Below are 14,342 nucleotides of genomic sequence, written 5' to 3'. Positions count from 1 at the left end.
ACAGATGTCAACTCCGGAGCCGCCTAGAGCACCACCGTCTCGTTGCCTACCCGGATCACCCGGTCCTGGCAGTGCCACTGCACCGCCCGCGACAACACCGCCCGCTCCACGTCGGCGCCCAGCCGCACCAGATCGGTGACGCTGTGGGTGTGATCCACCCGCACCACGTCCTGTTCGATGATCGGACCCTCGTCGAGCACCTCGGTGACGTAGTGCGCCGTGGCGCCGATCAGTTTCACGCCGCGTTCCCGCGCTCGCTGATAGGGCGCCGCGCCGATGAACGCCGGCAAGAAGGAATGATGGATGTTGATCAGCGGACAGCCCACCGCCTCGATGAAGTCGCCGGTGATGATCTGCATGTAGCGGGCCAGCACCACCAGATCCACGTTGCCGCAGAGCAATTGCAGCTGACGCTGTTCGGCATCGCCGCGGATGTCGCGGGTTGCGGGGATGTGGAAGAACGGCACCCCGAACGGGCGTACCTGCTCGGCGAGCTCCGGGTGATTGGAGATCACCATCGCCACGTTCATCTCCAGCTCGCCGCGGCGGTTGCGCCACAACAGGTCCAGCAGGCAATGGTCGGTCTTGGACGCCATGATCGCCACCCGCTTGGGCTTGGCGGCTTCGGTGAACCGATAGTCCATCGCAAACCGCTGGGCCACGGTGGCGCCGAAGCGCTCCTGGAGTCCGTCGAGGGCTGCCGGCAGGCCGGGCAGGTGAAAGATCGCCCGCTGCACGAAGGTCCCGTCTTCGGGTGCGGTCGAGTGCTGATCCAGCGAGATGATGTTGGCGCCGGCCTCGGCCAGAAAGGCGCTGACCGCGGCGATGATGCCGTGACTGTCCCGGCAGCTCAGCAGCAGCCGGCCGAGATCGGTGGTGGCCTGGGCGCCGGACTGTTGCGGATAGCCCTGTGGGGCCTGCCCTGGTGTCGCGGTGCCCCCGTGGCCCCCGGAACCGTTCGTCATGGCCGCCCTTCGCTCATCTCCGACTTCAACGGGTCAGGCTACCGGTGAAGTGCACGAGAATCCGACACACCGGGCGACTAACACAGTCACACGCGTAACACAGGGCACACTAGTAACAACAACTATGCCTGGAGGGTGCTGCCGTGTACCGAGTGTTCGAAGCCCTTGACGAACTGGGCTCCATTGTCGAAGAGGCCCGTGGCGTTCCCATGACGGCCGGTTGCGTGGTACCTCGCGGTGATGTCCTGGAGTTGATCGACGACATCCGCGACGCCATCCCCGGAGAGTTGGACGACGCCCAAGACGTTCTCGACGCCCGCGACTCGGTCCTCAACGAGGCCAAGGAGCACGCGGAGTCGATGGTCGGCTCGGCCACCACCGAAGCCGACTCGCTGGTCAGCCACGCTCGCGCGGAGGCCGACCGGTTGCTGGCTGATGCCAAGGGGCAGGCCGACCGGATGGTGGCCGAGGCCCGTGGACACAGCGAGCGGATGGTCGGTGAGGCCCGCGAAGAAGCGGCCCGGCTGAGCGCCACCGCCAAGCGTGAGTTCGAGACCGCCACCAGCCGCGCCCAGGCGGAATGCGACCGACTGGTCGAGAACGGCAACGCCGCCTACGAGAAGGCCGTGCAGGAAGGCATCAAGGAACAGCAGCGGCTGGTGTCGCAGAACGAGGTGGTGACCTCGGCGCGCGCCGAATCCACCCGGCTGATCGATTCGGCACACGCCGAGGCCGACCGGATGCGCGGCGAATGCGACATCTACGTCGACGCCAAGCTGGCCGAATTCGAGGACTTCCTCAACGGCACGCTGCGCTCGATCAACCGTGGTCGTCACCAACTGCGTACCGCCGCGGGCACTCACGACTACGCGACTCGCTGACCCGAGAACGTCGAGGAACGCGCTGCGTAGAATCGCGGCATGGCGAGGCACCCCGGCGCAGGTATGAAGGCAGCACACCGACGGCTGCCTGCGCCGTTCGTGGTCAATGTCTCCCGGTTGGGACGACGCCCCGGTGCGCTGTTGCCGCTGCACGAGCAGCGGATCAGCCCCAATCGCATCGGGCTGGACTTGGTGGCGATTCCTGCGGACGCCGCAGTCGATCTGGATCTGCGGGTGGAGTCGGTCTCCGAGGGCGTTCTGGTCAGCGGCGTGGTCTCGGCGCGCACCGCGGGCGAATGCGCGCGTTGCCTGCAACCGCTGACCGGCGAGGTCGAAGTCGAGCTGACGGAACTGTTCGCCTACCCCGACAGCACCACCGACGCCACCACCGACGACGACGAGATGGGCCGGGTCGTCGACGACGCGGTGGACCTCGAACAGGCGATTGTCGACGCGGTCGGTCTGGCATTGCCGCTGTCCCCACTGTGCGACCCCGACTGTCCCGGACTGTGCCCGGACTGCGGGGCGGTGCTGGTCACCGCGGAGCCCGGGCATCACCACGACAAGATCGATCCGCGCTGGGCGAAATTGGCGGGAATGCTTGAACCGCAGGACGAGGCCCGACCGAGCGACGACGGTGAGCGGTGAGCCGTCCCCGGCAAGCTGTGCTGGATGCACTCGGCGTGGATCTCGCCGACGACTTGCTCACGTTGGCCGTCACGCATCGCAGTTACGCCTATGAGCACGGCGGTCTGCCCACCAATGAGCGCCTGGAGTTCCTGGGCGATGCCGTGCTCGGACTGACCATCACCGACGAGCTTTTCCATCGCCACCCGGACAGGCCCGAGGGGGACCTCGCCAAACTGCGCTCCAGCGTGGTCAACACCACCGCCTTGGCCGATGTGGCACGGGGGCTGACCGAGGACGGCCTGGGAGCCCACCTGCGGCTCGGCCGGGGCGAGGAAAACACCGGCGGCGCCGACAAATCCAGCATCCTGGCCGACGGAATGGAGTCCCTGCTCGGAGCGGTGTACCTCCAGCACGGAATCGACACCGCCCGCGAGGTGATCCTGCGGTTGTTCGGTCCGCTGCTCGACACCGCGGCCACGCTGGGTGCCGGCCTGGATTGGAAGACCAGCCTGCAGGAGTTGACGGCCGCGCGCGGTCTCGGCGTGCCGTCCTACCAGGTCAGCTCCACCGGCCCCGACCATGACCGTGAGTTCACCGCGACTGCCGTCGTGTCGGATACCGCGTACGGAACCGGAGTCGGCCGGACCAAGAAGGAAGCCGAACAGAAGGCCGCGGCGGCGGCCTGGCAGGCGCTGGACGCGCTGGACAACACGCCGCAGGCCTGAGCATGCCCGAACTCCCCGAGGTCGAGGTGGTTCGGCGCGGCCTGAACGAGCACCTGGTCGGGCGCACGATCACCGGGGTGCGGGTGCACCATCCGCGGGCGGTGCGCCGGCACGATGCCGGCCCTGCCGATCTGACCGGTCGGCTGCTGGGCGCGAAGGTCACCGGCACCGACCGCCGGGGCAAGTACCTGTGGCTGCTGCTGAGCGGGGCAGCGGCCGACGAGGCGCTGGTGGTGCATCTGGGGATGAGCGGCCAGATGTTGCTGGGGGAGCTTCCGGACGCCAGACACCTGCGGATCGCCGCCCTGCTCGACGACGGTACGAAGGTCAGCTTCGTCGACCAGCGCACGTTCGGCGGGTGGCAGCTCACCGACCTGGTCGTCGTGGACGGCAGCGCACTGCCGGTGCCGGTCGCCCACATCGCCCGCGACCCGCTGGACCCGCGCTTCGACACCGAGTCGGTGGTGGAGGTGCTGCGGCGCAAGCACTCCGAGATCAAGCGCCAACTACTCGACCAGACCGTGGTGTCCGGTATCGGCAACATCTACGCCGACGAAGCGCTGTGGCGGGCCGGGGTTCGCGGCACCCGAATGGCCGACCGATTGTCCCGGCCGCAGCTGCGGGCACTGCTGGGTGCGGCAGCAGCGGTGATGAACGACGCACTGGCAGCCGGGGGCACCTCGTTCGATTCGCTGTACGTCAACGTCAACGGTGAATCCGGCTACTTCAGCAGGTCACTTGACGCCTATGGCCGTGAAGACGAGCCGTGCCGTCGTTGCGGGACGCCGATCCGCCGGGAGAAGTTCATGAACCGCTCGTCATACTTTTGCCCGAAATGCCAACGCTGACTGCCGTTCTCTTTCGGCGAGCGTGCGTGTCTGTGCGCCAACACGCCGAGAATGGTGGCATTCTGCGCACGCTCGCGCCGTAGCGGCCCCCGCGCTGCGGAGACCGGCCTTCGATCACTCGAAGATGTTGCGGTGCACCCTGCCCGGCGGCAGATTCGGATCGATGAACCACTCTCGGCCGAAGATCAGGCCGGCCGCCTGTGGGGGAAGCCGCATCAGCACCGCGAACAGCCGCGCGGCGGCGGCGCTGGCGCCGATCTGGGAGCGGTGCGCGGCGAAGGCATCGCGCTTCTGCCGGGCAAACCGAAACACGTTGATCCGGTGCGTGATGCTTGATGCCGGTGCGTATGCGGTGCGTACCACCTCGCGCCCGTAAGGCGCCGGCAGGTGCAGTAGACGTGCGCCTTCGGCGACCCGGGTCAGCATCTCCCGGGGCATCGTCGCCTCGAGCACGCGCGGTGTCGCCGCGATCTGCGCGGCCCGCTTGCCGACATGATGAACCCGCACGTGATCGCGGTGGCCGTAGCCGCCGTTGGACTGGTAGCTCAGGAGCAGATCCGCGTCTTCGTCACGCAGGACGGCTGCCAGTCGCTGTGCTGCCTCCTCGATGTCGGCGCGCGCGAACCTGATCCGCCCCGGCGGGTCAGGATAGAACTCCGCCCCGAAGCCGCTGTCGGCATAGCCCAGGCATTCGACCCGGTGGGCCCCGAGGGCCGTTGCGCTCGCGTGCAATTCGACGAGCCGATCGCCATCGCCGTCATTGACGCGTCCATCGGTCGCTACCACCACGACTACGCGATGCCCCTCGGCAGCCGCGCGCGCCAGGGTTCCCCCGGTCAGAATTGCTTCGTCGTCGGGATGGGCGTGGAACGCGACCACCGTCGCCATAAATGCCCAGTATGCCCGTGGCGGTCGGCTGTGTCAGCGCCTCAGCTGCGCGACGCGCCGTCGAACGTCCTCGCCGGCCTTGGCCAGCGACCCGCAGTCAAACGGCGGTTGCGGGTCGTATTCGATCAGTAACTGGATGGCGCGGGCCGCCTCGGCGTCGGCCAACAGTTCGGCGAGCCGCAGCGCCATGTCGATGCCGCTGGAGACCCCCGCGGAGGTCACTATCCGCTCCGGCAGATGCTCGACCACACGCTGCTCCACGTAGCTGGCGCCCAGGTGTTCCAGCAACCCGACGGCGCTCCAATGAGTGGTCGCGGTCATCCCATCCAAGAGTCCCGCGGCGGCCAGCAGCAGCGAGCCGGTACATACCGAGGTGGTGAACCTGGTGTGGGTGTGGGCGCTGCGTATCCAGTCGAGCAATTCCGCGTCGTCGAGCAGTGTTCGTGTCCCGACACCGCCAGGGACGACCAAGACCTCGGGTGCGGTCAGTTCGTCGAATCGGGCGTCACAGAGGACTCCGAGCATCCCGTTGTCGCTGCGGACCTCGCCTCGGCGGTGCCCGACGAAAACCACCTCGGCACCTGGGATCCGTTGCAGCACCTCGTATGGCCCGATCGCGTCCAGCGCGGTGAATCGCGGGAAGAGCGGGATCGCTACCTGCACGGATGCCCTCCCGGCCCTTCGGCGAATGGTGTTGCGGGACAGCTCTGACGATAGTCCTGTGGCGCCGGATCCGCAGATCTCGTTATCCGCGCGTGGGGCCGAGCAGGATCAGCAGCCGAACGAGTTCGGCCTGGCGATGGATGCCGGTCTTGTCGAAGATGTGCCGGAGGTGGGTCTTCACGGTGGTCAGCGACACCGAAAGCTCTTCGGCGATCGGGGTCAGCCCCTCGCCTCGCATCACCAACAGGGCCACCTCTGCTTCGGCGTTCGTCAGTCCGTACAGGCGTCGCAGCAGTATCGCGGGTGGTTCCGGCTGTCGTTCGGGGTCGACGATGATGACCATGGCCCGTCCGGGGTGCAGTGTCGCAAAGGAATTCGCCTCGACCGGTAGGACATGAACGATGTAGGGGCGTTGCCCTGAGGGGCGTGCGCACAGGAATGAACCGCCCCAGATTTCCTGGCTTTCGGCCTTGGACAGTCGGGCGATGCTGTGTTCCAACTCCGCGTCGGCGTGCGAGGAATCGGCTGTGATGCAGCCGCGTTCGATCCGCAAGCCGTCGTCGGAACCCAGAATGCGCTCCGCGGCACCGTTGGCGTAAACGCATCGCCGTCCTTCGACGATGACGACCCCGTGACGGACGGCCTCACTGGCCGCCGTGAGATCACCATTGCGGCGATCCAGATCTTCGAGACGGTCCTGCAATCGAAGCGCTTGTTGCAGATGCGGAATCAGACGGTTCATCAACGCAAGATTCTCGGGATTGTCGAACCGCTGCGATTGCTCTGTACTGGCGATGGCCAGGCTGGTCATCGTCGTTCCGGAAGTGAGCCGAACGAACAGTCCGTCGTGCAGTCCATTCGGGCGAGCCCAGTCGATCTGAAACTCGCAATTTTGGTAGGGCCACATGAGTTCAGCGCCGGTCCGCACCACACCCACCGGTCCGTTCTCCACCGCGTAAAGGACGTGATCCAGCCGTTCGTAGTGCGCCGCGTATGCCGCAGCCGCTGACGACGGCATCTGCGCGTGCTTCAGTGTGCGCGAGACATTGTCGGAGAGCACCAGCGACGCCGCATGCGCGGTGAAGGCGCGGGCGATGGCGGCCATGGCGAGATCCCATTCGTCGGGAGCCAACACCGCGGAGTAAATACGAGAGATCAGTTGTGAGAATTCATCGATCGCGCTCATCGCGGGCCCTGAATCCATTGATAGGCCTGGACATTCCGCATGCTCCCGGTTGTGAAGGAATGGGAAGACGCCTGTCTTCTCGTCGCAAAAGTTTACGCGGATCTCGTCCATTGGGATGAGGCAATTTTGCGGTGATGGTGCTTGCCTTATGGATGCCGCCAGTCAGCAAGCGCCGGCCGTGCAAGCCGCGCACTTGGCGCGTGAGATGTTCCGGCTCTGATGCGTGAAAGTAGGCCGGGCACAAGAGAATACCTAAGAAAGGACCCGACAGATGTCCGAGCAGAACATCGCGCTGGTGCGCAACGGCTACCAGGCGTTCGCCGCCGGCGACACCGAATCCCTGATGGCGCTCTTCGATGACGACATCGAATGGGTGCAGCCCGGCGAGAGTGCAATCAGCGGAACCTACCGCGGCAAAGGGGAGCTCATGGAGTTCCTGATGCAGTTGGGGCAGAAGTCACCGACGATCACGCCGAAGCGCTTCCTGGCCGACGGGGAGACCGTCGTGGTCCTCAGCGAGGCGGCGATCGGCGGCGAACGGGGCCACAGCGCCGAGGTCTACACCCTGCGTAACGGCAAGACCGCGCGGGTGCAGGTGTACGGCGACACGGCCATGATGGAGCGCCAGTACGGCAGAAAGCCTGCTGCGGCGGTGGCCGACTGACCTAGCGGGGATCGCAAGCGCGGCGGAGCCGGGCGCAGCGGGTCACCGCCATTGGCCTAGCGGGGATCGCAAGCGCGGCGGAGCCGGGCGCAGCGGGTCACCGCCATTGGCCTAGCGGGGATCGCAAGCGCGGCGGAGCCGGGCGCAGCGGGTCACCGCCATCGGCACAGCGGCATCCGCTTGCGCACGCCGAACGCACGTTCGGCGCGGTCACGTCCGGGGCTGCCAAGATATCCCCATGACCGAATTATGGGTGGAACGAACCGGAACCCGCCGCTACACCGGACACAGTTCGAGGGGCGCGCAGGTGCTGGTCGGCAGTGAAGACGTCGCCGGCGTCTTCACCCCCGGAGAGCTGCTGAAGATCGCGCTGGCCGCATGCAGCGGAATGTCCAGTGACGCCCCGCTGGCCCGCCGGCTCGGCGACGATTACCAGGCCACCATCGAGGTCTCGGGCCTCGCCGATCGGGAGCAGGAGCGCTATCCGCTGCTGGAAGAAGTCCTGAAGCTGGACCTGTCGGGTTTGGATGAAGCGGACAAACAGCGGCTGCTGACCGTCGTGCACCGCGCTGTCGACCAGGTCTGCACGGTGGGCCGCACCCTGAAATCCGGCACCGAGGTGCGCTTCGAGATCGACTCCGGTGACCGGTCCTGACGTCCGGCTGTCCGCCTGGGTGCACGGCCACGTCCAGGGCGTCGGATTTCGATGGTGGACACGGTCGCGGGCGCTCGAGCTGGGCCTGACGGGCTACGCGGCCAACCGCCCGGACGGCCGGGTGCATGTCGTCGCTCAGGGGCCTCGCGCGGACTGTGAGCGCCTGCTGGAACTGTTGCAGGGTGGCACCACGCCCGGGCGGGTGACCACCGTCGTCGTCGACTGGGCGGACGTTGGGGACCCGATCGACGGTTTCGCCGAACGCTAGCCCGGTAGTCTCACCTCCCGTGCATCTCAAGAGTTTGACGCTGAAGGGCTTCAAGTCCTTCGCCGCGCCGACGACTCTGCGTTTCGAACCGGGCATCACCGCGGTGGTCGGACCGAATGGTTCGGGCAAATCCAACGTGGTCGACGCGCTGGCCTGGGTGATGGGGGAGCACAGCGCCAAGACCCTGCGCGGCGGGAAGATGGAAGACGTCATCTTCGCCGGCACCTCCTCGCGCGCCCCGCTGGGTCGCGCCGAGGTCACCGTCACCATCGACAACTCCGACAACGCGCTGCCGATCGAGTACGCCGAGGTCTCGATCACCCGGCGGATGTTCCGCGACGGAGCCAGCGAGTACGAGATCAATGGCGCGAGCTGCCGGTTGATGGACGTTCAGGAGCTGCTCAGCGACTCCGGCATCGGCCGAGAGATGCACGTCATCGTCGGCCAGGGCCGGCTGGCGCAGATCCTGGAATCACGGCCCGAAGATCGCCGGGCATTCATCGAAGAGGCCGCCGGGGTGCTCAAGCACCGCAAGCGCAAAGAGAAGGCGGTCCGCAAGCTGGATGCGATGGCGGCCAACCTGGCCCGCCTGACCGACCTGACCACCGAGTTGCGCCGCCAGCTCAAACCGCTGGGCCGCCAGGCCGAAGTCGCACGGCGAGCGGCCACCATCCAGGCCGACCTGCGCGACGCCAAGCTGCGGCTGACCGCCGATGATCTGGTGTCGCGGCAAGCAGAGTTCGCCGGAACCACCGACGCCGAGGCGACGCTGCGCCGCGAACACGACCAGATCACCGAGCGTCTGGCGGTGGCCGCCGACGAACTGACCGCCCACGAGTCCGCGGTCGCCAGCTTGACCCAGCGCGCCGAGAACGCCCAGCAGACCTGGTTCTCGCTGTCCGCGCTGGCCGAGCGGGTCAGTGCCACGGTGCGCATCGCCAGCGAACGCGCGCACCATCTCGACGAAGAGCCGATCACCACCGCCGGCGTCGACCCGGACGCCTTGGACGCCGAGGCCGAGCAGGTGGCCGCGGCCGAGCAGCAACTGTTGGCCGAGCTGGCCGAGGCCGGGATCCGGCTGGAGGCGGCGCGCGCCGAGCTGGCCGAACGCGAGCGCCGCAGCACCGAGGCGGAGAAGGCGCATCTGGCCGCGGTCCGTGCCGAAGCCGACCGGCGGGAGGGCCTGGCCCGGCTGACCGGTCAGGTGGAGACGATCCGGGCGCGGGTCGAATCGATCGATACGCACGTCGGGCAGCTCTCGACGCGCATCGAGGAAGCCGCCGGGCGGGCTCAGGCCGCGCAGGCGGAGTTCGAAACGATTCAGGGCCGGGTCTCCGAGCTCGATCAGGGCGAGGTCGGTCTGGACGACCACCATGAGCGGACCGTGGCCACCTTGCAGCTGGCAGATGAGCGGGTCGCCGAACTTCAGGCGGCCGAGCGCGCCGCCGAGCGGCAGGTGGCTTCGCTGCACGCTCGCATCGAGGCCTTGTCGATGGGGCTGGAACGCCGGGACGGCGCCGCCTGGCTCGCGGCGAACCACAGCGGTCCCGGACTGTTCGGGTCGATCGCGAAGCTGGTCAAGGTGCGTTCGGGGTATGAGGCGGCGCTGGCCGCGGTGCTGGGGTCCGCGGCCGACGCGCTGGCCGCGGAGAATGCCGGCGCGGCCCGCTCGGCGCTGCATGCGCTCAAGACCGCCGACGGTGGCCGGGCCGCCATCGTGCTGGGGGACTGGCCGCTGCCCGCCACCGACCAGCGTGCGGTGCTGCCCGACGGAGCGCTCTGGGCGGTGGAGCTCATCGAGACCCCCGAGAAGTTGCGCGGCGCGATGACGGCCATGCTGTCGGCGGTGGCGGTGGTCGACGACCTGCCCAAGGCGCTGGACCTGGTGGCCGCGCGCCCCGGGGTACGCGCGGTGACGCTAGACGGAGATCTGGTCGGTGCGGGCTGGGTCAGCGGCGGATCGGATCGCAAGCCGTCCACCCTGGAGATCAACAGCGAGATCGACAAGGCCCGCGCCGAACTGGCCGCCGCCCAGACGCAGGCCGGTGAACTCGGTGCGGCTCTTTCCGGAGCGCTGGCCGAGCAGTCCGCGCGCCGGGACGCCACCGAGCAGGCACTGGCCGCGCTCAACGAGTCCGATGCCGCCATCGCCGCGACCCACGAGCAACTGGGCCGACTGGGGCAAGAAGCCCGCGCCGCCGAGGCCGAGTGGCACCGCCGGCTGCGTGAGCGCGACGAGCTGGAGACCGGCCGGGCGCAGACCGTCACGGAGCTGGGCGAACTGGAGGCGCGGCTGCGCAACGCCGAAGAGGACCAGCCGGCCGCGGCCGCCGAACCGGTGGATCGCCAGCAGATCGCGGCGGCAGCCGAGGCGGCGCGCAGCGTCGAGGTTGAGGCCAGGCTGGCGGTACGTACCGCCGAGGAACGCGCCAACGCGGTACGCGGTAAGGCGGACTCGCTGCGCCGGGCGGCGGCGGCCGAACGCGAGGCGCGGGTACGCGCCGAGCAGGCTCGCGCCGCACGCGCACGCGCGGCGACGACAGCGGCAGCGGTGGCCGACGCCGGCAGCTCGCTGGCTCGCCGTCTGCAACATGTGGTGACCGCGGCGGCGCGGATCCGCGATGGGCTGGCGACTGAACGCCAGCAGCGAGCCGCCGCGATGGTCGCCGTCCGCGACGAGGTGAACGCCCAGAGCACCCGGCTCACCGCGCTCACCGAGTCACTGCACCGCGACGAAGTCGCCAAGGCGCAGGCCGCCTTGCGTATCGAACAACTCGAGCAGACCGTGCTCGAACAGTTCGGTATGAGCTCGGCAGACCTGATCGCCGAATACGGTCCGGACGTGGCGCTGCCACCGACCGAACTGGAGATGGCCGAGTACGAGCAGGCCCGGGACCGCGGTGAACTGGTGATGGCCCCCGCCCCGATGCCCTTCGACCGTGCCACCCAGGAGCGCCGGGCCAAACGCGCCGAACGCGAGCTGGCCGAACTGGGCCGGGTCAACCCGCTGGCGCTCGAGGAGTTCGCGGCGCTCGAGGAGCGCTACAACTTCCTGTCGACTCAGCTCGAGGACGTCAAGGCGGCCCGCAAAGACCTACTCGATGTGGTCTCCGAGGTCGACGCGCGCATCCTGCAGGTCTTCACCGACGCCTACGCCGACGTGGAGCGCGAGTTCACCGAGGTGTTCGCGGCGCTGTTCCCCGGCGGGGAAGGCCGGCTGCTGCTGACCGACCCCGGCGACATGCTGACCACCGGCGTCGACGTCGAGGCCCGGCCGCCCGGCAAGAAGGTCAAGCGACTGTCGCTGCTGTCCGGCGGGGAGAAGTCGCTGACGGCCATTGCCATGCTGGTGGCGATCTTCCGGGCCCGCCCGTCGCCGTTCTACATCATGGACGAGGTCGAGGCAGCGCTGGATGACACCAACCTGCGCCGGCTGCTGGCGCTGTTCGAGATGTTGCGGGCCCGCTCGCAGCTCATCGTCATCACCCACCAGAAGCCGACCATGGAAGTGGCCGACGCGCTGTACGGGGTGACAATGCAGGGCGACGGGATCACCGCGGTGATCTCCCAACGCATCCGGGGCGAAGAGCTCGTTTCCAGCCAGGCGTGAACCCGCACTAAGTCCCTGCTGCCACAATGACGGTCGTGTCGTCTCAAACTCTCCTGATCGCCGCGGCGGTCGTTGTCGCGCTAATCCTGGTCGGTGCCTTGGTCTGGGGCCTGGTGCGGTATCGGCGAGGCCGGATCAACCTGTCCGCGCCGCAACGCGAGAGCCTGGACCGCTCCGGTGGCTACACCGCTTCCTCGGGCATCACCTTCAGCCGGACCGAGACGTCAGAGCCGCCCGCGCCTGTCATCGGCGACGACGCGACCGTTCCGCGTGACGCGCCCCGGCGCACCATCACCGACGTCGATCTGCCCGAAGCGCCGGCCGAAGTCCTTCCCGAAACCCAGGCAGCGCCGGCGCCAGAGGTCGTCGAGCCGGACATCGAGCCGGTCGAAGGCCGGATGGAGCGGCTGCGCGGCCGGTTGGCCAAGTCTCAGAACGCATTGGGCCGCAGTATGCTTGGGCTGCTGGGCGGTGGAGACCTCGACGACGACTCCTGGCAGGACGTCGAGGACACCCTGCTGGTGGCCGACCTGGGTCCCATCGTCACCGAATCGGTGGTGACGCAGCTGCGCAGCCGACTGGCCGGCGGCCAGGCTCGCACCGAAGCCGAGGCTCGTGCCGTGCTGCGCGACGTGCTCATCGGCGAACTGCAGCCTGGTCTGGAGCGCTCCATCCGGGCGCTGCCGCACGACGAGCACCCGTCGGTGCTGCTGGTGGTCGGGGTGAATGGCACCGGCAAGACCACCACCGTCGGCAAACTGGCCCGGGTGCTGGTGGCCGACGGCCGTCGCGTGGTGCTGGGGGCGGCCGACACGTTCCGGGCCGCCGCGGCCGACCAGCTGCAGACCTGGGCAGCGCGGGTCGGCGCGGAAGTGGTGCGGGGCGCCGAGGGCGCCGATCCGGCCTCGGTCGCGTTCGACGCGGTCGACAAGGGCGTGTCCGACGGTGTCGACGTGGTGGTCATCGACACCGCCGGACGGCTGCACACCAAGACCGGTCTGATGGACGAGCTCGGCAAGGTCAAGCGGGTGGTCGAGCGCCGTGCGGCCGTCGACGAGGTGCTGCTGGTCCTCGACGCCACTATCGGGCAGAACGGCCTGGCCCAAGCCCGGGTATTCGCCGACGTCGTCGACATCACCGGAGTGGTGCTGACCAAGCTGGATGGAACCGCCAAAGGCGGGATCGTCTTCCGGGTGCAGCAGGAGCTGGGTGTGCCGGTCAAGCTGGTGGGGCTCGGGGAGGGGCCCGATGACCTGGCTCCTTTCGAGCCGGGCGCCTTCGTCGACGCGCTGCTCGGCTGAGCGATCCGGCCTCCACCGTGACCGTCTTGTGACCTCGGGTCGGCCATAAGGTAATTTTTGCCTGTGATCCCCTCAGCGTTTGGCGCGGTCGCGCGCTGCCTCACCCCCCTCCTTGCCGTTGCGGCCCTGGCCGGCGCGGCCCCCGCCCAGGCCGACGGGGACAACCCGCTGGGCGGCATGCCCTTCTATGTCGATCCCATCTCGAAGGCGATGCATGCCTCCAACGCGCAGCCGGACAGCGCCGAGCTGGCCCGTGTCGCCAACACCCCGCAGGCGTACTGGCTGGACCAGGCGTTCGGTGTGGGTTCTGTCGGCTCGACGGTGGCCCGACACACCGGTGCGGCCGCGGCGGCCGGAGCCATGCCGGTGCTGGTGCTCTACGCCATCCCGCACCGTGACTGTGGAAGCTACGCCGCGGGCGGATTCTCCTCCGGCGCGTCCTACCGCGCCTGGGTCGACAGCATCGCCGACGGGATCGGCGGCAATCCGGCCGCGATCATCCTCGAGCCCGACGCGCTCGCGATGGCCGACTGCCTCTCGGGTGATGCGCGTCAGGAGCGCTTCGACCTGATCAGCTACGCCGTCGACACGCTGGGACGCAACCCGGCCACGGCCGTCTACGTCGACGCCGGGCACTCGCGGTGGGTCAGCGCCGGAGAGATGGCCAACCGCCTGAACCAGGCCGGTGTGGGGCGCGCGCGGGGCTTTGCCCTGAACAGCACGAACTACTTCACCACCGAAGAGGAAACCGGTTACGGCGAAGAGATCTCGGGGATGACCGGCGGCGCGCACTACGTGATCGACACCTCCCGCAACGGCGCCGGCCCCGCGGAAGGCGACCCCTACGGCTGGTGCAACCCCAGCGGGCGGGCCCTGGGCACGCCGCCGACCGCCAACACCGCCGGGCAGCACGCCGACGCCTACCTGTGGGTCAAGCGGGTCGGGGAGTCCGACGGCAGCTGCGGCTCCGGCGAACCCGCCGCGGGACACTTCGTCAGCGACTACGCCATCAACCTGGCGCGCAACGCGGGCTGACCGGGCAGGCCTAACCGGCCTCC

Annotated in this window: 14 protein-coding genes; 10 read left to right on the top strand and 4 right to left on the bottom strand. The window is 68.5% G+C overall.

Annotated features, from left to right (window positions below; genetic code table 11):
* Positions 1–23: 23 nt before the first annotated feature.
* Complete coding sequence (purU, locus tag ACKY0W_RS14135) at positions 24–965, bottom strand: formyltetrahydrofolate deformylase (RefSeq protein WP_409434575.1); 942 nt, start codon at positions 963–965, stop codon at positions 24–26.
* A gap of 143 nt (positions 966–1,108) precedes the next feature.
* Here purU and sepIVA point away from each other — a divergent pair, with 143 nt between their 5' ends.
* From sepIVA to mutM, 4 genes are read left to right on the top strand one after another with little or no spacing between them, the layout of a single operon-like run.
* Complete coding sequence (gene sepIVA, locus ACKY0W_RS14130) at positions 1,109–1,846, top strand: cell division protein SepIVA (RefSeq protein WP_409434574.1); 738 nt, start codon at positions 1,109–1,111, stop codon at positions 1,844–1,846.
* Between the two features lie 39 nt (positions 1,847–1,885).
* On the top strand, positions 1,886–2,494 hold the full coding sequence (locus tag ACKY0W_RS14125) for a YceD family protein (RefSeq protein WP_409434573.1): 609 nt from the start codon (positions 1,886–1,888) through the stop codon (positions 2,492–2,494).
* Positions 2,491–3,201, top strand: a complete 711-nt coding sequence (gene rnc / locus ACKY0W_RS14120) for a ribonuclease III (protein ID WP_409434572.1) — start codon at positions 2,491–2,493, stop codon at positions 3,199–3,201. The genes ACKY0W_RS14125 and rnc overlap by 4 nt, the downstream gene beginning before the upstream one ends.
* A 2-nt stretch (positions 3,202–3,203) precedes the next feature.
* The gene (gene mutM, locus ACKY0W_RS14115; RefSeq protein WP_409434571.1) at positions 3,204–4,049 is read left to right on the top strand and encodes a DNA-formamidopyrimidine glycosylase; all 846 of its coding nucleotides are present in this window, start codon (positions 3,204–3,206) and stop codon (positions 4,047–4,049) included.
* Between the two features lie 114 nt (positions 4,050–4,163).
* Here the strand turns inward: mutM and ACKY0W_RS14110 are convergent, their stop codons facing one another.
* The 3 genes from ACKY0W_RS14110 to ACKY0W_RS14100 form a co-directional block, all read right to left on the bottom strand.
* Entirely contained in the window at positions 4,164–4,937 is a 774-nt protein-coding gene (locus tag ACKY0W_RS14110) for a PIG-L deacetylase family protein (protein WP_409434570.1), read from the bottom strand.
* A 33-nt stretch (positions 4,938–4,970) separates the two neighbouring features.
* The gene (locus tag ACKY0W_RS14105) at positions 4,971–5,600 is read right to left on the bottom strand and encodes a DJ-1/PfpI family protein (protein ID WP_409434569.1); all 630 of its coding nucleotides are present in this window, start codon (positions 5,598–5,600) and stop codon (positions 4,971–4,973) included.
* An 82-nt stretch (positions 5,601–5,682) separates the two neighbouring features.
* A complete protein-coding gene (locus tag ACKY0W_RS14100) occupies positions 5,683–6,897 on the bottom strand; it encodes a helix-turn-helix transcriptional regulator (protein ID WP_409434568.1) in 1,215 nt (404 codons plus the stop codon).
* Positions 6,898–7,057: 160 nt separating this feature from the next.
* Here ACKY0W_RS14100 and ACKY0W_RS14095 point away from each other — a divergent pair, with 160 nt between their 5' ends.
* The 6 genes from ACKY0W_RS14095 to ACKY0W_RS14070 all read left to right on the top strand — a co-directional run bounded on the left by ACKY0W_RS14095 (position 7,058) and on the right by ACKY0W_RS14070 (position 14,319).
* On the top strand, positions 7,058–7,450 hold the full coding sequence (locus ACKY0W_RS14095; protein WP_409434567.1) for a nuclear transport factor 2 family protein: 393 nt from the start codon (positions 7,058–7,060) through the stop codon (positions 7,448–7,450).
* A 238-nt stretch (positions 7,451–7,688) separates the two neighbouring features.
* Positions 7,689–8,105, top strand: a complete 417-nt coding sequence (locus ACKY0W_RS14090) for an OsmC family protein (RefSeq protein WP_409434566.1) — start codon at positions 7,689–7,691, stop codon at positions 8,103–8,105.
* Entirely contained in the window at positions 8,092–8,373 is a 282-nt protein-coding gene (locus ACKY0W_RS14085) for an acylphosphatase (protein ID WP_409434565.1), read from the top strand. Before ACKY0W_RS14090 ends, ACKY0W_RS14085 begins: the two co-directional genes overlap by 14 nt.
* Positions 8,374–8,392: 19 nt before the next feature.
* Positions 8,393–11,983, top strand: a complete 3,591-nt coding sequence (gene smc, locus ACKY0W_RS14080; RefSeq protein ID WP_409434564.1) for a chromosome segregation protein SMC — start codon at positions 8,393–8,395, stop codon at positions 11,981–11,983.
* A gap of 35 nt (positions 11,984–12,018) precedes the next feature.
* Entirely contained in the window at positions 12,019–13,284 is a 1,266-nt protein-coding gene (ftsY, locus tag ACKY0W_RS14075) for a signal recognition particle-docking protein FtsY (protein ID WP_409434563.1), read from the top strand.
* A 63-nt stretch (positions 13,285–13,347) separates the two neighbouring features.
* Entirely contained in the window at positions 13,348–14,319 is a 972-nt protein-coding gene (locus tag ACKY0W_RS14070) for a glycoside hydrolase family 6 protein (protein WP_409434562.1), read from the top strand.
* Positions 14,320–14,342: the final 23 nt, after the last annotated feature.

The sequence above is a fragment of the Mycobacterium sp. SMC-14 genome (assembly GCF_046250075.1).
Taxonomy (GTDB): Bacteria; Actinomycetota; Actinomycetes; order Mycobacteriales; family Mycobacteriaceae; genus Mycobacterium.
This window is presented reverse-complemented; position numbering and strand designations above follow the sequence as displayed.